The sequence below is a fragment of the Winogradskyella sp. genome (assembly GCF_016744625.1).
Taxonomy (GTDB): Bacteria; Bacteroidota; Bacteroidia; order Flavobacteriales; family Flavobacteriaceae; genus Winogradskyella.
The window spans coordinates 15,457-34,419 of sequence record NZ_JADGDZ010000030.1 but is presented as its reverse complement, the minus strand read 5'-3'; the positions used below and the strand labels follow the sequence as shown (position 1 = coordinate 34,419).

Sequence of the window (18,963 nt, the reverse complement as noted above, 5' to 3'; positions counted from 1 at the left end):
GCCATTATAATTTTTAATTCCCACTTTATCACTGCATGAATTAAAAAAATCTGTTGATGCCATATTTGGTATTGACCAATCAGAAACACTACTAGCAAACGTTCCTATATGCCAAGGGCATTCATTATGCGTTTCAAAACTAGGATTGAGCACCAGATTTTGAGCACTTATTAAGCTACTCAAAAAAAGAAATAAAATAATGGTTAGTTGTTTCATGATTAGTCAACGAAACGTTTTTAAGTTTATTCTTTAATATCTTTTAATTTCAATTGCAAACTTACATTGCCTTTCCAATGGTTTTCGTCAATAGAATACGCTGCACTAAAAGGTCTTTTGCTTTTAATAATATCTATTTTATCTCCTAAACCAAAACCAATACATACAATTTTATCATTAAAAGATTGCGTTGCTGTTAGTCGTAAATGTTTATCATCCTCTCCGACACATTTACCATAACCTGTATCTTTTATATTTTGAGACATAAACGTTGGTGGCATATTTCCTGGTCCAAAAGGTGCAAATTGCTTTAAAATCCGCATTAGTTTATCATCGATTTCACCTAGTTCAATTTCTAAATCAACCTTTATTTCTGGTATTAATAGTTTTGGATCTATAGTCTCTTTTACAACACTTTCAAATTTTGATTTGAATGCTTCGTAGTTTTCTGGCAATAATGTTAATCCTGCTGCATATTTATGACCACCAAATTGTTCGATATACTCACTACAGGCTTCTAATGCATTATATACATCAAACCCTTTTACAGAACGTGCAGAAGCTGCCAATTTATCTCCGCTTTTTGTAAATACCAAAGTTGGTCTATAATAGGTTTCTATTAACCTTGAAGCAACAATGCCAATGACTCCTTTGTGCCAATCTTCGCGATAAACTACGGTTGTAAATCCCTTTTGCTCTTTATTTTCTTCAATCTGTAGTAAAGCTTCTTCAGTGATACGTTTATCTGTTTCTCGACGATCTGTATTGAATTGGTCAATATCTACTGCGTATTCAGCAGCTAAATTAAAATCCATTTCTGTGAGAAGTGTCACAGCATGATTGCCGTGTTTCATTCTTCCTGCTGCATTAATGCGTGGCGCAATAATAAAAACAACATCTGTAATAGTAAGAATATCCTTTTTTACCTCAGCAATAATGGCTTTCATTCCTGGTCTTGGATTAGTGTTAATTACCTGAAGTCCAAAATAAGCCAAAGCTCTATTTTCTTCAACAATAGGAACAATATCTGCACCAATAGCAGTTGCAACCAAATCTAAATATTCCACTAAATCTTCAACCGTTTGTCCTTGATTGGATGCTAAAGCCGTTATCAGTTTAAAACCTACTCCACAACCACATAATTCTTTAAACGGATAATTGCAATCGCCTCGTTTTGGATCTAAAACGGCAACTGCTTCTGGTAGTTTATCTCCTGGTCTATGATGATCGCAAATAATAAAATCAACACCTTTTTCTTTAGCATAAGCGACTTTGTCAATTGCTTTTACACCACAATCTAAAGCAATTATTAATGAAAAATCATTGTCATCTGCAAAGTTTATTCCTTTATAAGAAATGCCATAGCCTTCATCATAACGATCTGGAATATAAGTAGCAATAGAATCTAATCTTGTTTTTAAATACGATGACATTAAAGCCACTGACGTTGTTCCATCTACATCATAATCTCCATAAACCAGAATATTTTCATTTTGCTCTATCGCCTTTTCAATTCGAGCAACAGCTATATCCATATCTTTCATTAAGAATGGATCGTGCAAATCTGAAAAACTTGGTCTAAAAAAGGTTTTAGCGACTTCATAAGTATCAATGCCACGTTGTAACAATAAAGTTGCAACAATATCATCTACTTTAAGTGACGCTTTTAACTCTTCAATTTTTGAAGGTTCTGGTTTTGGTTTTAATGTCCAGCGCATATAGTCTTTATACCTATTATCTAATTGTGGCTATATGATAAATAATATTCGTTTCAACCTTAGCAAAACGTCTAAACATTTCCATAACTCCACAATACTTATCAACGGATAAGTTTACGGCACGCTCGCATTTCTTTTTATTTAGATCTGTACCATAGAAATGATAGTCAACAACTACAGAATGATAATATTTAGGATGTTCATCAGTTAATTCACCAGAAACTTCAATTTTAAAATCGTCAATTTCGACTTTCATTTTATCTAAAGTAGAAATAATATCTAGTGCAGAGCAGCCAGCTAAGGAGGACAACATCATTGCTTTAGGAGATAAACCATAACGCTCATCTTTTCCTTCAATGTTGGTATCCATTATTACAGATTTCCCGCTTGGATTATCGGACTCAAAGGTTAAGTCTTCTTTCCAATGTGTTGTTATTTTATCAGCCATTTTCTTTTAGATTAAATATTAGAACTCCTATCTTGTACAATCAAAAATACCACTAAAAAAATAACTATGGCATTAGTAACACCATTGTCTGCGGACCACGATATAGAAACTAAAGAATTAGCTGAATTCTTTAATGAAACACTTGGATTTTGCCCTAATTCGGTCTTAACCATGCAACGCAGACCTGCAATAAGCAAAGCATTTATAAATTTAAATAAAGCTGTAATGGCTAACGAAGGTCGTGTGACCTCTGCCTTAAAACGTATGATTGCTTGGGTGAGCAGTAACTCAACAGGTTGCAGATATTGCCAAGCGCATGCTATTAGAGCTGCAGAACGCTATGGAGCAGAGCAAGAGCAATTAGATAATATTTGGGAATACAGAACACATGCTGCATTCTCTGATGCTGAACGTGCTGCCTTAGATTTTAGTTTAGCAGCTTCTTTAGTGCCAAATGCTGTAGATGCAGATATTAAAAAACGTCTTTACGACCATTGGGATGAAGGTGAAATTGTAGAAATGTTAGGTGTAATTTCTTTGTTTGGGTATCTTAACCGTTGGAACGATTCTATGGGAACATCTATTGAAGAAGGTGCTGTGGAAAGTGGAAATAAATATTTAGGAAAACATGGTTATGAAGTTGGGAAACATGATGGAAGTCAATATTAGATTGTTAGACTTTTAGAACGCTCGCTTTTAGATAAATTAGATTGAACCTTACCAGAAATGGTGAGGTTTTTTGTGTTAAAAGATTTTTCTTACAAATGTATGCAGACCATGTCACAGTAAAATGTTTTATGCTTTCTACATTAGCAAAAATTGATAGTTATGACAACTTCGGAATTAATTGTAGGAACAATATTATTCATAATGATAATTCTCTTTATAGATAAAAGAATGGATCAAAAATATGAACTAAAATTGTCAAAGAGTTTTAGTGAACAAAAAAATAGCAATATTGAAGCCCAAGCGAAATATAAGAAGGCTTCAAAAAAAAAGAATTCAACTCTTTTAAGTGATTTTTTGAGTCAAATTTCTAAAATGTTATTTACACTTTTTTGAAGCTCAGATACAACCAATTCCTCAAACCAAGGATTCTTACTTCTCCAAAACCGATTGGTTGGTGATGGATGTGGAATCGGAAAATACTTTGGTAAATACGTTTTGTATTCTCCAACGGTTTCGGTCAAATTTCGTTTGGCTTTATCTTTTAAATAATACTTCTGTGCATAAGCACCAATTAAAATCACCAATTCTACATTAGGCATTTTATCTAATAATTGCTCGTGCCATTGTGGCGCGCATTCTGATCTTGGTGGTAAATCGCCTGTTTTTCCTTTTCCTGGATAACAAAATCCCATTGGTATAATGGCAAAGTTTTCGGTATTGTAAAATTGCTCGTCAGTGACATTGAGCCATTGCCTTAGTTTCTTTCCGCTTTGGTCGTCCCAAGGAATTCCAGATTCGTGGACTTTAGTTCCTGGTGCTTGTCCAATAATTATAATTTTAGAATTGATGTGTGCCGTTGCAACTGGTCGTGGACCTAAAGGAAGGTGTGCTTTGCAAATGGTGCATTGAGAGATATCGTGTAATAATGAATCCATTTATTGACTTATTTTTTTCCTCCAACCACAATAACAATCTCACCTTTTGGAGGTTTGTTAGTATAATGTTCTAAAACTTCTTTAGCTGTTCCTCTAATCGTTTCTTCATAGAGTTTAGTTAACTCTCTTGATACTGAGACTGCTCTGTCTTCTCCAAAATACTCGCAAAAATGCCCTAATGTTTTATTCAACTTATGTGGACTTTCGTAAAAAATGATGGTTCTGGTTTCTTCAGCTAAAAGTAACAGTCGTGTTTGACGACCTTTCTTTACAGGTAAAAATCCTTCGAAGACAAATTTGTCGTTTGGTAAGCCGCTATTGACTAATGCTGGCACAAATGCAGTTGCTCCAGGTAAACAATCTACTTCAATGTTGTTTTCTACACACGCTCTAACTAATAAGAATCCAGGATCTGAAATCGCTGGTGTACCAGCATCACTAATCACTGCAATCGTTATACCCGATTTGAGTTGCTCAATTAAATGATTTACCGTCTTATGCTCATTATGCATGTGATGACTTCGCATCTGTGTGGTGATTTCAAAATGCTTTAAAAGCTTTCCTGAAGTTCTGGTGTCTTCAGCTAAAATTAAATCTGCATCTTTTAAAACTTCGATAGCTCTAAAAGTGATATCTTTTAAATTTCCTATTGGAGTTGGTACGAGGTAAAGTTTACTCATTAGTCTCTAATATATTTACCTAAAAAATAAGAAACGAATAATACAGGTATAGCATAATAGGATAAACCTACAGGATGTCCTGCATGAAGATGGGCAAGTGAAGCTAAAACTAAATCAAAGAAAAAACCAGCATAAGCCCATTCAGTTAGCCAATTATTTGGTCTCCAAAGTACCATAGCTACTCCTAAAATTTTAGCGATTGCTAACGGAATTACGATATAAGTAGGGTAATTAAAACTTTCAAAAAAGCTTTTTATCATTTCAGTCTTGGTGAAATACATAAAAGCCGAATACAAGAAAATTCCACATAAAACAGCTGTACTTACCCAATACACAATTTGCTTATTTCGCATCTGTTTAGTTGAATTTACCTTCTACGATTTCAATAAAACGCTCTTCGTATTCTTCTTTACCATCCCAATTATTATAGTCTGGTTTCACCATTTTTAGAATCAATTCTCGAGCTTCTCCCAAAGAATGTATTGTGTTAATTTGAGAAATAACACGATCGTAGTCTTCATTTTTACCTTCAAATAAATGCTTAATAAAAGCTAATTTATCGTTTAAACCAATTTTTAAGCCTTCGCCTTTCAACTTATCATTTAAGGACTTTTTTTCGTTTTCAACTTCACGTTTTTTAGCATCTTCAATAGGTTCAAATTCTGGTATATCTGCAAAGTCCGAAGAAATGGTTTCAAACTCAATCGTCTTTGGAGTTTCATTTGCAATGACTTCTTCGACAATAACATCAACTTGTTGGGTTTCCTCAGGCATTTGCGCCACCATGTCTTTAATTTTCTCCATTACAGGCTCCATAATACCATCGTCTTCAACCTCATCTAAATTCACATAGGTTTTGTTATCAACCTCTATATTATCGCTGATTTTATTGTTAAAAGCTGTATCGAGCATATCAAAAAATGAAGAATCATTCCCAATGGTTGGCATATCATCTTCAAAATTCTCTTGTGCAAATTTTAAAACTGTAAGTTTTTCGTAAAGTTTAGAAACCTCTTCGTGCATTCTATCCACATCTTCTCTGCCTTTCAGTTTTAGAATCCTATGTGCTATACTAACTAATTCTGATTCTAATTTCTTTTTCATGTGTGAGTTTTTATTGATTTTTTAAAGTCACATGGAACATCTTAGTTATTAGTTTACGGTGTTTGTAAATAAATCATAGATGTTTCATGTGTTTTACTTTTGATTTTTGATAAATTTGATTGACCTTTATGCAAACGAAAATTTACTACGTTTATTACCAAATATATTTTGAAATGATCGACGATAAATTTGAATTATATTGTTTTTAGATGAAATAGAAAACCTAAGCATAGCCTTGGTTACGATTTTGTTTTATATTAAAATATAAAAGCAATAGGAACGAATTTATTCGGTTATTTTGAAGTTTATTTGGTATCAATGCTAAAATTACGAAATGTTTCTTGAAAATACGGTAAATCAGAAAGAACAATTTGGTTGGATTGAAGTGATTTGTGGATCGATGTTCTCTGGTAAAACAGAAGAATTGATTCGCAGATTAAAACGCGCCAAATTTGCTAGACAGAAGGTTGAAATTTTTAAACCTGCTGTTGACGTGCGCTATGATGAAGAAATGGTAGTATCTCACGACTCAAATGAAATTCGCTCTACGCCTGTGCCTGCAGCTGCAAATATTCCGATTTTAGCAGATGGTTGTGATGTCGTTGGTATTGACGAAGCTCAATTTTTTGACGATGAGATTGTACGTGTCTGTAATGATTTAGCTAATAAAGGCATCCGTGTTATCGTTGCTGGTTTAGATATGGATTTTAAAGGAAATCCGTTTGGACCAATGCCATACCTCATGGCAACTGCAGAATATGTTACCAAAGTGCATGCCGTTTGCACAAAAACAGGGAATTTAGCACAATATAGTTATAGAAAAGCAACGAGTGATGATTTGGTTTTATTAGGTGAAGTTGATGAATATGAACCTTTAAGTAGAGCAGCCTATTATAAAAGTATGTTGCGAGATAAAGTAAGGTTAATGAAAGTGAATGAAGCTGAAGAAATAGATTCTAAAGAAAAAAAGTCTGATGCCTAAAGCCTTAGAAACGGTTCTCGAAATTGATTTAGGCGCCTTAACGCACAATTTCAATTACCTAAAGTCCAAGTTAAAACCACAAACCAAATTTTTAGCTGTAGTAAAAGCTTTTGCTTACGGAAGTGATTCCGTTGAAATTGCTAAGCATCTTCAAAAACTTAGGATTGATTACTTTGCTGTAGCCTATACTAAAGAAGGTATTGCTTTAAGAGATGCTGGCATAACGACTCCAATTCTTGTTTTACATCCACAACCCATTAACTTTAAAACTATTATTGAGCGATGCCTAGAACCAAGTATTTATAACGCTAAAGTTTTAAATGAATTTATTACAGTTGCTGAAGCACAATCGCAAACCGATTATCCTGTGCATATAAAATTTAATACAGGATTAAACCGTTTAGGCTTTTGGGAAAATGATGTAGACTATATTACCTCTAAATTAAAAGCCACAAAATCTGTTGTCGTTAAATCTATGTTTTCGCATTTAGCAGCTAGTGAAGATGTAAGCGAATCCAAATTTACTGAAAGACAAATTGAAACTTTTAAAACAATAGCCGAAGAATTTGAAAGCAGAATAGGTTATAATCCTTGGCTACATCTATGTAATACATCTGGTGCTATAAACTATCCTAAAGCCCATTTTAATATGGTACGATGTGGTATAGGACTTTACGGTTTTGGTAATTCACCCAAAGAAGACGACAACCTCAAACCTATTGCGAGTTTAAAATCAGTGATTTCTCAAATCCATAAGATTGAAAAAGGTGAAACTGTTGGTTATAATAGAGCTTATAAATCGAAAGGGATTGAAAGAACAGCGACGATTCCTATCGGTCATGCTGACGGCATCAACCGTATTTATGGTAATGAAAATGGCTTTGTAATCATTAATGGTAAAAAAGCTTCAATTATAGGAAACGTTTGTATGGATATGATTATGGTCAATATTACAAATATTGACTGTAACGAAGGAGATGAGGTTATTATCTTTGACCCTAACCACAAAGCAGTTGATTTGGCTGAATCCGCACATACTATCTCATATGAAATCATAACCTCTGTTTCTCAGCGTGTTAAACGCATTTTTTTTAATAGTCTATAGTGTTAAATTTTTAACATTAAGGTTTTTTGGTTATTTTCGTATTCTAACATTAACTATAGAAATTATGATTAAAGAATTTAAGGAATTTATTACTGGCGGTAATGTTATCGAATTTGCCGTTGCAGTAATTATGGCCGGTGCCATTGGTGGCGTTGTAAAAGGTTTTGTAGACAATATTATAATGCCTGTTGTTGGTCACTTCACTGGTGGATCTGATTTTTCAGACAAAAAAATTGTTTTAGATGACGCCATTGTTGATGCAGCTGGAGCAGTTACTCAACCAGAAAATGCAATTATGTGGGGAAGTTGGGTTAACACCATCATTAATTTACTAATAGTAGGACTTGTAATGTTCTTAATTGTAAAAGCTTACAACAAAACTAAAGCACCTGCTGAAGAACCAGCACCTGCAGGACCATCTGATATTGATTTATTAACTGAAATTAGAGATGCTCTAAAAAAATAAAACGCTTAGCGACACCGCTACACTATCTTTTTAATTACTAAACCCAGATATTAATTTATCTGGGTTTTCTTCTTTATACCCCTAATTTTACGAAACTCATAATTTTACCCCTCAATTTTTATGACATTTTTATGAGCTAATTCCCCTATTTACAAAGGAAATACTATAATTTTGCCAATCAAATCATTTACACATGAAAGTAGCAGTTGTAGGAGCAACAGGTTTAGTAGGAAACGTTATGCTTAGCATATTAGAAGAACGTAATTTTCCGGTTGATGAATTATTATTAGTAGCTTCAGAACGTTCTGTTGGTAAGAAAATAAAATTCAAAGGAGAAGATATTGAAGTAATTAGTATTCCTACCGCAATTGAAAAACGTCCAGATATTGCTTTATTTTCAGCAGGTGGTAACACGTCTTTAGAATGGGCGCCAAAATTTGCTGAGGTTGGTACTACTGTAATTGACAACTCTTCAGCTTGGAGAATGGACTTGTCTAAGAAATTAGTCGTTCCAGAAATTAATGCAAATGCTCTTACTAAAGAAGACAAAATTATAGCTAACCCAAACTGCTCTACCATACAAATGGTAATGGCTTTAGCACCACTTCACAAACAATACAAAATAAAACGTATTGTAGTTTCTACATATCAATCTGTGTCTGGTACTGGTGTAAAAGCTGTTGAGCAGATGGAAAATGAAATCGCTGGTAAAAAAGGAGAAATGGCTTATCCTTATCCAATCCATAAAAATGCAATTCCGCATTGCGATGTTTTTGAAGAAAATGGTTATACCAAAGAAGAAATGAAATTGGTAAGAGAGACCCAAAAAATCCTAGACGATAGAACAATTGCTGTTACAGCCACAGCCGTTAGAATTCCTACAGCTGGTGGACATAGTGAAGCTATTAATGTTGAGTTTGACAATGATTTCGATTTAAACGAAGTGAGACAACTACTCAACGAAACCGATGGTGTAACTGTGCAAGACAATCTAGACGTTAATGTATATCCTATGCCAATGTATGCTAATGGAAAAGATGATGTTTTTGTTGGTCGTATTAGACGCGATGGTTCTCAACCAAACACACTAAATCTTTGGGTTGTAAGTGATAATCTTAGAAAAGGTGCCGCAACCAACACGGTACAAATAGCTGAATACTTAGTTAGTAGCGCATTAGTGTAATTACTTTTTAGGTTTTAGAAATTTTCATAATAGCAGTAAATTTATGTAGTTCAACTAATTAATTAATTTTTTAGTTGGATTCCTCGTACTATTGTTTACCCAATTTACCTTAAGTTTTAAGAAATTTTTGACGACATCTGTTTTGTTAAATACTTATATTTGAATTTAACGACAACTAATTTCAAAAAACCTAATTATGAAAAAAGCACTTCTAATTATTGTTGCTCTTAGTATTTTTGTTTCTTGTAAAAACGAAACGGAACCTTTGAAAACTATTACTGTAAATTATCTCGAAACTAAAAAAGTTGATACTATCAACACCTATTTCGGTGAATCTGTAACTGATCCTTACCGATGGTTAGAAGATGATCGTAGTAAGGAAACAGAGGCTTGGGTAAAATCTCAAAATGAAGTTACTTTCGGATATTTAGATAATATACCATACAGAGAAGAACTAAAAGAACGCCTCACAAAATTGTGGAACTACGAAAAGATTGGTTCTCCGTTTAAAGAAGGAGACTATACTTATTTTTATAAAAACGATGGTTTACAGAACCAATATGTTATTTATAGATATAAAACAGGTGCTGATCCTAAAACAGCTGAAGTTTTCTTAGATCCAAATACATTTACTGAAGATGGTACAATTTCATTGGGTGGCACAAGTTTTTCTAAAGATGGTAAGGTTTTAGCCTATTCTATTTCTGAAGGAGGCAGTGATTGGCGAAAAATTTTAATCATGAATACCGAAACTAAGGAAATCGTTGAAGATACTTTAGTTGATATTAAATTCAGCGGTATGTCTTGGTACAAAAACGAAGGTTTTTACTATTCTAGCTACGATAAACCAAAAGGAAGTGAATTATCTGCTAAAACAGATCAACATAAAGTATATTATCACAAATTAGGAACAAAGCAATCTAAAGACCAATTAATTTATGGTGGTACTCCAAAAGAAAAACACCGTTATATTTATGGTGGAGTTACGGAAGATGACCGTTATTTAATCATTACGCCTAGAGTATCAACTTCTGGTAATAAATTATACATTAAAGATTTAACCGTTGCTAATGCTCCATTAATTAAAATCTTAGGTCATACAGATTCAGATTCTAACATTATTGAAAACGTAGGTTCCAAACTATTCATAATGACTAATCTTGGAGCACCTAACCAAAAAATTGTTACGGTTGATGCTTCAAATCCTACTCCAGATAATTGGGTTGATTTTATTCCAGAAACCAAAAATGTACTTAGTCCATCAACTGCTGGAGGTTACTTTTTTGCTAACTACATGGTCGATGCTGTTTCTAAAGTTTTACAATACGATTACGATGGTAAATTAGTTAGAGAGGTTAAATTGCCTGGTGTTGGAAGCTCTAATGGGTTTGGTGCAAAAAAAGAAGAAAAAGAATTATATTATTCATTCACTAATTACGTAACTCCTGGTAGTATCTACAAATATGATATTAAAAACGGAAAATCAGAATTATATCGTAAACCAAGCATTGATTTTAACCCAGAGGATTACGAAAGTAAGCAAGTGTTTTACAAATCCAACGATGGTACTAAGGTACCTATGATTATTACGCATAAAAAAGGCATAGAGCTTAATGGTAAAAACCCTACTATTTTATATGGTTATGGAGGTTTCAATATTTCTTTAACACCAAGTTTTAGTATTGCTAATGCTGTTTGGATGGAGCAAGGAGGTGTCTATGCTGTTGCAAATCTTAGAGGTGGAGGAGAATACGGAAAAGCATGGCACGATGCTGGAACTCAACTTAAAAAACAAAATGTTTTCGATGACTTTATTACTGCTGGAGAATACCTTATAGCTAATAAGTATACCTCATCAGATTACTTAGCAATAAGAGGTGGTTCTAATGGTGGATTATTAGTTGGCGCTACAATGACACAACGTCCAGACTTAGCAAAAGTTGCATTACCTGCTGTAGGTGTTTTAGATATGTTACGTTATCATACCTTTACTGCTGGTGCTGGTTGGGCTTATGATTACGGAACAGCCGAAGATAGTAAAGAAATGTTCGAGTACTTAAAAGGCTATTCACCTGTGCATAATGTAAAAGAAGGTGTAGAATATCCTGCGACGCTTGTAACTACAGGAGATCATGACGATAGAGTCGTACCTGCGCATAGTTTTAAATTTGCAGCCGAATTACAAAGCAAGCAAGCTGGTAATAATCCAACATTAATACGAATTGAAACAGATGCTGGCCATGGTGCTGGTACTCCAGTGAGTAAAACCATTGAACAGTATGCAGACATTTTTGGTTTTACACTCTATAATATGGGGTTTGATGTATTACCAAGTAAAACCAAAGAAAAAGTAAAAGGATAATTTATTAATTAGCTATTAACCAATCCAAATTATTTGTCGCTTAACCAATTACACAAACAGCTCAAGGAAAAGAATATAAAGTTTCTTTTCACAGACTATTACGATACAATAGTCCATAGACATGTACACCCTAATTATACGCAAAGAATTTGGGCTAAACTTATGATTAGAGAACTTGGTTTACCCATCTCTATCGACCAACTCTACTTTATTAGGCAAGAGTCTGTTAAATATCTCATTAAAGAATTAGGTAAGGAAGATGTTGAGATTCCTTATAACACTTTAAAAGAAGAAATTTGTAAGCGCCTTATCAATGCAGATGTTGTTTCTATAGAAGGTAAAGAAGATTTCATTTCTCTTTTTGAAGATGCAGATGTACGATCAGAATCTGATGTACAATATCTCAATCAAGATGTGTTAGACACCTTAAAATATTTTAAATCTAATGGAGGTAAAGTCTATTTGGTTTCAGATTTTTATGGGTCAAAAACAATGTTCGAGAAGTTATTGACACATCATGGTATTTTAGATCTTTTTGAAGATATTTATAGTTCGGCTGCATTAGAAAAAAGTAAACACACAGGTTCAATCTACGAACCAATTCTTTCTGAATTATCTATTGACCCAAGTGAGGTGATGATGATTGGTGACAACCTAAGAAGTGATTACACCAACGCTATAAAAAGCGGTCTTAATGCATATCAACTTCCACACAAAAAATATCTCAAAAAGAATAAGCGCAATAATTTTGGGAATGATAAAAAGGACTTAAAACGTGTCATAAATAGAATTTATAAAACGTGTCATAAAGGTTCTGCAATTCCATATACAGAATACATTGTGTTTTATCATACGTTTGTTGAACGTATGTACGAAACTGCAAAAAGAAAGAATCTTAAAGATTTATTCTTTTTATCTAGAGAAGGTCAATATCTAAAAAAACTATTCGACTCCTATCAAGATTTTGCTCAAATAGATGAAACTCGAAGAATAAATACGCACTATTTAAAAGTGTCGAGGCAAGCAACACTTCAAATTGCTTTAAAAGATATCAATGTTGAAGATTTTGGGTATTTACAAAAAAAGTATAGCGATATTTCTGTCGATGATTTTTTACAGGCAGTAAATTGCCCTGATGAATTAAGAACTCAAATCATTATAGATCTTAAGGTTGAAGGCAAAACTAATGTTGAAGGTTTCTTTAGTTCTTCAACTTTTGAAGACTTAAAGCAAAATAAACCATTTACAGATTATTACGACGCACATAGAAAGGCAAGTCATAATGCTTTTAAAACTTATATTAACTCTTTTAATTCAGACATTGAAAAAAATGGAATCAACATTGTTGATATTGGATGGGGAGGAACAATGCAAGAAGCTATTTACAAGTTTTTTGATTATAAAATTCCTGTAACTGGTTATTATCTTGGTCTTGGTGAAATCTATGATATCCAGCCAAAAACTAAACGCTATGGGCTCAATTATTCATTAATGCCATATACAGATTACAATGAGTATATATTAATGGCTAACATGCAGCTTTATGAGCAATTCTCTGCAGCAGATCATGGCAGTGCAGTAGGTTATAGTTTAGATGCCAAAAATTATACTTTAGAGTATCATAAACCGGAAGAAAAGTGGCTGTACGACAATCATATTAAAACACACCAAGACGACATGTTTGGTTTGCATAAAAAGCTTCTAGAAAACTTAGAGCCTTTGTGTTATTCTGAAGAAATGATGCAAGACGTTATGACAAAAATGGCGCTAAAGGTCGGTCTATTTCAAAGTACTAAAAGACTAAAGTTTTTAGATACGTTAAGTCATGGGTTTTACCAAAATGTTGGTGATAACCAAGTTGGAATTTCGTATGAGCCACCAAAGTTTAAAAGCCCTATTAAAGAATTGATAAAATTTTTAATGACGCCAGAAAAATACTTTAGATATTTAGTGAAATTAAAACCTATGCTTTTTAAGAAAAATAAGCTTGTTGCATTTTTTGCACCTATGTATTTAATTTACCTCTATTTTAAATTTAATAAATACCTCCGATTTAAAGTTTTTGATCGTTTTTTTCGTTTAAAATTTAATGCTTTTAAATAACGTATTTAGGCTACTTAATCTATAATATATGCGGTTTTTCGATTAAAAGCTAAGGATTTGATAAAAAACCCTTAGCTTTAGCTCCAATTTTTCACTTAATAGTAGGGTTTTTAAGCACTTAATTGTTCTATTAATGTTGAATTGTTTTATTGTGCATGAAAAAAAACTACTGCCTATTCCTACTTACCGTTTTATTTCTGACCTCTTGTGGTACAGACGATGCAATAACACCCTTAAGTATTGAAACAGAAGCAGATTCTGCAACTTTAGCTCAAAATTCTGAAATTGAAATTTTTATTTTTTTAAATGATTCTAACATTCCTTCAAATGGGCAATTAACCATTAGTGATCCTATCAAAGGTGATGTATCAATAATTGACGCAAATAGTACTCCAAATAATCCAAGTGACGATACTATAATGTATTACGCCAATCCTAATGAAATTGGTGAAGATGCGTTTCAATATACCATTTGCGACAATTCGGGTAACTGTAAAACGGAAAATGTATCTATAACAATTGTTTCAGAATCAAATATTGTTTTCGATTTAGAAAGTATGCCTTATCAAACACTTTCAGAATACAATTTCTTTCAAGGAGATATTAAAAATCTAAATCCAAATTTTGGGGTGATTCCTTATACTTTAAATTCAACTTTATTTACGGATTACGCAAAAAAGAAACGATTCATTTGGATGCCAAATAATACAAAAGCAACCTATGTAAATGACAATATTTCTTTAGATTTCCCTATTGGTGCTGTATTAATTAAGAACTTTTATTATAACAATGTGGTTCCTAATGATGAAACACAAATCATTGAAACGCGATTAATGATTAAAAAAAACGAAGGTTGGGTATTTGCCAATTATATATGGAACGAAGCGCAAAACGAAGCTGATTTTAGCCTTACTGGCAGCTTTGTTGATTTACAATGGCAAGAGAATGGAGAAGTAAATACTGTGCAGTACAGAATACCTTCTGGCGCCAAATGTTTTACATGTCACAAAATAATAGAAACGGCAGAACCTATAGGTCCAAAGCCTAGAAATTTAAATTTAGTTTACGATTATTCAGACGGTTCAGAAAACCAACTTAATAAACTGATAAGTTTAGGTTATTTAGAAAATTCGCTTCCAGAAACTATTACACGCCTGCCAAATTATAATGATATGTCTGAGTCTCTAGAATCAAGAGCTAGAGCTTATCTAGACATTAATTGTGCGCATTGCCATTCTGAAGAAACACATTGCGCATACAGACCAATGCGATTTGGTTTTGTTGAGACACAAGACTTGACTAACACGGGTTTATGTGTAGATGCAGACACAGATTTGGGAGAAGGTCTTGGCCATATCGTTGAGCCTGGAGACCCTCGTAACTCTGTATTACACTTTAGACTTAGCTCAACAGACTCTTCAATTAGAATGCCACTAATGGGAAGAAGTCTAAATCATATTGAAGGCATTGAACTTATAGAAAATTGGATAAACTCATTAAACATAGATTGCAACTAAACTAAATAATTATGAAAAGAACAGTACTATTAACCTTACTTTTTACTTTGTTCTGCTACAATGCAAAAGCACAAGTAGTAAGCGAAAACGCTAATTGGCCAAATGAAGATTGGAGTCTTTCGGGAACTTACGATGCTAATTTCTTATATGAAGATCCAACTATAGCTAGTGGTTCTTCATCTTTTTCATTTGATGATGATGATGCTGGTAACGGATCTGATAATATTGTTGCTGCAGAATCACCAGTAATCAATTTAACAGCTGCGTTAAATGCCGGTGAAACAGAAATGTCAGTTACTTTTCAATATGTATTTAATATTTTTGGTTCTGAGGAACTTAGATTACAATATTGGGATGCTGATAATGGTGGATGGCTAAATTGGGGAGATGCAGTTACTGTTAATACTACTTCTGGATCTAATTTCTGTACCAGAACACGTACTACTTTTACAAGTAGTCTTTTAGATATCTCATCATTTACCAATAACCAGTTACAAAACTTTAGATACCGCATTTTTTATGATGATAATTCATCATATGGATGGGGATTTTGTATGGACTCGCCTACAATAAACTCTTCAATACCTCCAGCTTGTTCTAGTGTAGCTAATCTAGCTACTAGTAATATTTCTGCTAGTAGTGCTCAAGTAAATTGGAATGCTGGTAGTTCAGAATCATCTTGGGAAATTGCATTACGTCTCGCTTCTGAAAACGCACCTACATCTGGGACTACGATAATGTCTACAACTTATAATTACTCTAGTTTAGCACAAGAAACTAACTATGTGATATATGTTAGAGCAAATTGTGTTTCTGATGGATTTAGTAATTGGGTAACGACAAACTTTACAACAGGTACAGACTTATCTGGCTATCCTGTAACATTTACTACCAATCCTATTGCTACAACAGGAAATTGGGACATTGCTCTAGTTGACCTTAATGGTGATTTTTTAGATGATGTTGTTTCAGTAAGTGCAAATAACGTTAACGTTCACTACCAATTAGCTTCAGGAGGTTTTAATATGGTTAACATCTCAACAACTAATGCAAATTATACTCCAAGTTGGAGTTTAGCTGCAGGTGATTTTGATAGAAATGGCTTTAATGACCTCTTATATGGAGATGGTAATGGAGTAACGTTTATGAAAGCTAATGGGTCTGGTACTGGTTATACCGAAATTTCTGGTTCCCAAAATGTATTCTCACAGCGTTCAAATTTTGTTGACATCAATACAGATGGTCATCTTGATGCTTTTGTTTGTCACGATGTACAAGCTAATGTATATTATATTAACGATGGTTCTGGAAATTTAGATTTTTACCAAGGTGAGAGCGCAGGTGTTGTACCAAATGGACTAGGATTAACGCCTGGTGGAGGAAATTATGGTACTGTATGGATTGATTTTGATAATGATAGAGATATGGATTTGTTTATTGCTAAATGTCGTGGAGGTTCTACAACCATTAGCACAAACGAATTATGGAGAAATGATGGAAGCGGAAAATTTACAAATATAGCAGATAGCAACGGATGGTATAATACTAATTATCCTAGTGTTGGGCACAATAATTCTTCTAACTTAGGTGATAATGTACAAACATGGTCTTCTGCTTGGGCAGACTTTGATAACGATGGAGATATGGACGTTTATGTTGGTGCGAGTAGCTCTAGCAACGGAAATTCTAAATTGATGAAAAACAATGGAGATGGTACCTTTACAGATGTTACAGCAGGATCTGGAGTCCTAGCTGCGCAAATGGGTATTGAAAATGCACCAGCTGATTTTGATAACGATGGCTATGTAGATGTTTTATCTAATGGAGATGTTCTATTTAATAATGGAGATTTCACCTTTTCAAACTATCCTTCTAACATGCCACCAAGTGGAGCAATAGGAGATACTAATGATGATGGCTTTTTAGATGTTTTTCGTAGCGGAAATATTTATCAAAACAATACCAATTCAAATAATTGGATTAAAATTAATACTATTGGTACTGACAGTAACATTAACGGTATTGGTGCTAGAGTTGAAATAATGACTGCAGCCGGAAAACAAATACGTGATGTAAGAAGTGGAGAAGGTTTTGAATTTATGAGTAGCTTAAATACGCATTTTGGTATCGGTTCAGAAACAGAAATTACAAGTGTTACCATTTACTGGCCTTCTACTATTGTAGATCACATTGTAAACCCAACAATAAATACAACCCTTACTGTTGTTGAAGGTTCTGCCTTAAGTGTTATAGACGAAAACTTAGTAGATGTTACTATTTATCCAAATCCTGTTGAAGATAAATTAACGATTGAAACTACTGCTGATATTACTAATAAAATCGCAACAGTATATGACATTAATGGAAAATATATTCTTAATACAAAATTAAACTCTAACACCTTAGATGTTTCGAGCTTAGAAAGCGGTGTTTACTTCTTAAGATTAGAATCTGACGGAAAAAGTATAAAACGAAAGTTTATAAAAAAATAGATTTTTCTTATTAAACATTGAAAACCGCTTGATTTCTCAAGCGGTTTTTTTATGCTATTTTTGTTAAATGCTCAAGGTTGAAAACATTTCATTCGGATACACAAAATCTAAAGTCTTAGACCACATTGATTTCGTTTTAGAAAAAGGCGAAAACCTTGCCATTATTGGAGAAAGTGGTTCTGGAAAAAGCACTTTGTTAAAACTTATTTATGGTGAATATGATTTAAAGGAAGGACATATTTATTGGAATGGTAAAGAAATTCTGGGACCAAAATACAATCTTGTTATTGGCTATGATTTTATGAAAAGTGTCACCCAAGAATTCGACCTGATGCCTTTTACAACCGTTGAAGAAAACATAGGTAAATTTCTTTCTAATTTCTTTCCAGAAGAAAAACAAAAACGCACCAATGAGCTTATAAAAGTTGTAGAACTTGAGGCCTATGCTAAAATCAAAGTTAAAAACCTCAGTGGTGGACAAAAACAGCGTGTAGCCATTGCTAGAGCACTTGCAAAAGAACCTGAAATCCTCTTATTAGACGAGCCTTTTAGTCATATCGATAATTTTAAAAAACAATCCTTAAGACGAAGCATATTTAACTACCTCAAGGAGAAAAAAATTACGTGTATTGTCGCAACTCACGATAAAAATGATGTGCTTGGCTTTGCAGATGAAATGATAGTGCTTCATAACTCTAAAATCATAGCAAAAGACAAGCCTCAACAACTTTACAATAATCCAAAACTACCACTAATTGCTTCTTTTTTTGGGGAATTTAATATTATTGAACCCATTGGAATTGTCTATGCACATCAGCTAAAAATTGTAGAACATTCAGATTTAAAAGCGGTAGTGAAACAATCTTATTTTAATGGGAATAGCTGGTTGATAGAAGCTGATTTTAATTCAAGGTCTATCTTTGTTGAGCTTGTCTCTGAAATAAAAAAAGATTCCATTATATACTTAAAAATTGAAAATTAAT

At 33.4% G+C, this 18,963-nt stretch carries 16 protein-coding genes and 1 pseudogene; 10 read left to right on the top strand and 7 right to left on the bottom strand.

Annotation, left to right across the window (positions count from 1 at the left end; genetic code table 11):
• The 3 genes and pseudogenes from QZZ53_RS08375 to QZZ53_RS08365 form a co-directional block, all read right to left on the bottom strand.
• Window positions 1-216: pseudogene (locus QZZ53_RS08375) on the bottom strand (OmpA family protein); the annotation flags it as partial.
• Between the two features lie 26 nt (window positions 217-242).
• Complete coding sequence (recJ, locus tag QZZ53_RS08370; RefSeq protein ID WP_296383510.1) at window positions 243-1,934, bottom strand: single-stranded-DNA-specific exonuclease RecJ; 1,692 nt, start codon at window positions 1,932-1,934, stop codon at window positions 243-245.
• 16 nt (window positions 1,935-1,950) lie between these two features.
• Window positions 1,951-2,382: an OsmC family protein gene (locus tag QZZ53_RS08365; RefSeq protein WP_296383508.1), complete on the bottom strand. Its 432-nt coding sequence runs from the start codon at window positions 2,380-2,382 to the stop codon at window positions 1,951-1,953.
• A gap of 66 nt (window positions 2,383-2,448) precedes the next feature.
• On the opposite strand from QZZ53_RS08365, the gene QZZ53_RS08360 reads away from it, so the two are divergent.
• A complete protein-coding gene (locus QZZ53_RS08360) occupies window positions 2,449-3,051 on the top strand; it encodes a carboxymuconolactone decarboxylase family protein (RefSeq protein WP_296383506.1) in 603 nt (200 codons plus the stop codon).
• 359 nt (window positions 3,052-3,410) lie between these two features.
• On the opposite strand, the gene QZZ53_RS08355 is transcribed toward QZZ53_RS08360, so the two are convergent.
• From QZZ53_RS08355 to QZZ53_RS08340, 4 genes are read right to left on the bottom strand one after another with little or no spacing between them, the layout of a single operon-like run.
• Window positions 3,411-3,986, bottom strand: a complete 576-nt coding sequence (locus QZZ53_RS08355) for a uracil-DNA glycosylase family protein (protein WP_296383504.1) — start codon at window positions 3,984-3,986, stop codon at window positions 3,411-3,413.
• Between the two features lie 8 nt (window positions 3,987-3,994).
• On the bottom strand, window positions 3,995-4,666 hold the full coding sequence (gene rsmI / locus QZZ53_RS08350; protein WP_296383502.1) for a 16S rRNA (cytidine(1402)-2'-O)-methyltransferase: 672 nt from the start codon (window positions 4,664-4,666) through the stop codon (window positions 3,995-3,997).
• Complete coding sequence (locus tag QZZ53_RS08345) at window positions 4,666-5,019, bottom strand: DoxX family protein (RefSeq protein WP_296383499.1); 354 nt, start codon at window positions 5,017-5,019, stop codon at window positions 4,666-4,668. Before QZZ53_RS08345 ends, rsmI begins: the two co-directional genes overlap by 1 nt.
• 4 nt (window positions 5,020-5,023) lie before the next feature.
• Window positions 5,024-5,770: a hypothetical protein gene (locus QZZ53_RS08340; RefSeq protein ID WP_296383497.1), complete on the bottom strand. Its 747-nt coding sequence runs from the start codon at window positions 5,768-5,770 to the stop codon at window positions 5,024-5,026.
• A gap of 334 nt (window positions 5,771-6,104) precedes the next feature.
• On the opposite strand from QZZ53_RS08340, the gene QZZ53_RS08335 reads away from it, so the two are divergent.
• The 9 genes from QZZ53_RS08335 to QZZ53_RS08295 all read left to right on the top strand — a co-directional run bounded on the left by QZZ53_RS08335 (window position 6,105) and on the right by QZZ53_RS08295 (window position 18,962).
• On the top strand, window positions 6,105-6,752 hold the full coding sequence (locus tag QZZ53_RS08335; RefSeq protein WP_296383495.1) for a thymidine kinase: 648 nt from the start codon (window positions 6,105-6,107) through the stop codon (window positions 6,750-6,752).
• The gene (alr, locus tag QZZ53_RS08330) at window positions 6,745-7,857 is read left to right on the top strand and encodes an alanine racemase (RefSeq protein ID WP_296383493.1); all 1,113 of its coding nucleotides are present in this window, start codon (window positions 6,745-6,747) and stop codon (window positions 7,855-7,857) included. The genes QZZ53_RS08335 and alr overlap by 8 nt, the downstream gene beginning before the upstream one ends.
• A gap of 64 nt (window positions 7,858-7,921) precedes the next feature.
• Entirely contained in the window at window positions 7,922-8,323 is a 402-nt protein-coding gene (gene mscL, locus QZZ53_RS08325; RefSeq protein WP_296383491.1) for a large conductance mechanosensitive channel protein MscL, read from the top strand.
• Window positions 8,324-8,516: 193 nt separating this feature from the next.
• On the top strand, window positions 8,517-9,506 hold the full coding sequence (locus tag QZZ53_RS08320) for an aspartate-semialdehyde dehydrogenase (protein ID WP_296383489.1): 990 nt from the start codon (window positions 8,517-8,519) through the stop codon (window positions 9,504-9,506).
• 196 nt (window positions 9,507-9,702) lie between these two features.
• Complete coding sequence (locus tag QZZ53_RS08315) at window positions 9,703-11,868, top strand: prolyl oligopeptidase family serine peptidase (protein ID WP_296383487.1); 2,166 nt, start codon at window positions 9,703-9,705, stop codon at window positions 11,866-11,868.
• Between the two features lie 33 nt (window positions 11,869-11,901).
• Window positions 11,902-13,971, top strand: a complete 2,070-nt coding sequence (locus QZZ53_RS08310; RefSeq protein WP_365940457.1) for an HAD family hydrolase — start codon at window positions 11,902-11,904, stop codon at window positions 13,969-13,971.
• Between the two features lie 155 nt (window positions 13,972-14,126).
• A complete protein-coding gene (locus QZZ53_RS08305; protein ID WP_296383483.1) occupies window positions 14,127-15,488 on the top strand; it encodes a hypothetical protein in 1,362 nt (453 codons plus the stop codon).
• Window positions 15,489-15,499: 11 nt separating this feature from the next.
• The gene (locus QZZ53_RS08300) at window positions 15,500-17,980 is read left to right on the top strand and encodes an FG-GAP-like repeat-containing protein (protein WP_296383481.1); all 2,481 of its coding nucleotides are present in this window, start codon (window positions 15,500-15,502) and stop codon (window positions 17,978-17,980) included.
• A gap of 67 nt (window positions 17,981-18,047) precedes the next feature.
• Window positions 18,048-18,962 (top strand): ABC transporter ATP-binding protein, encoded by a 915-nt coding sequence (locus QZZ53_RS08295; RefSeq protein ID WP_296383479.1) that lies wholly within the window; start codon window positions 18,048-18,050, stop codon window positions 18,960-18,962.
• The last annotated feature ends 1 nt before the right edge of the window (window position 18,963 follow it).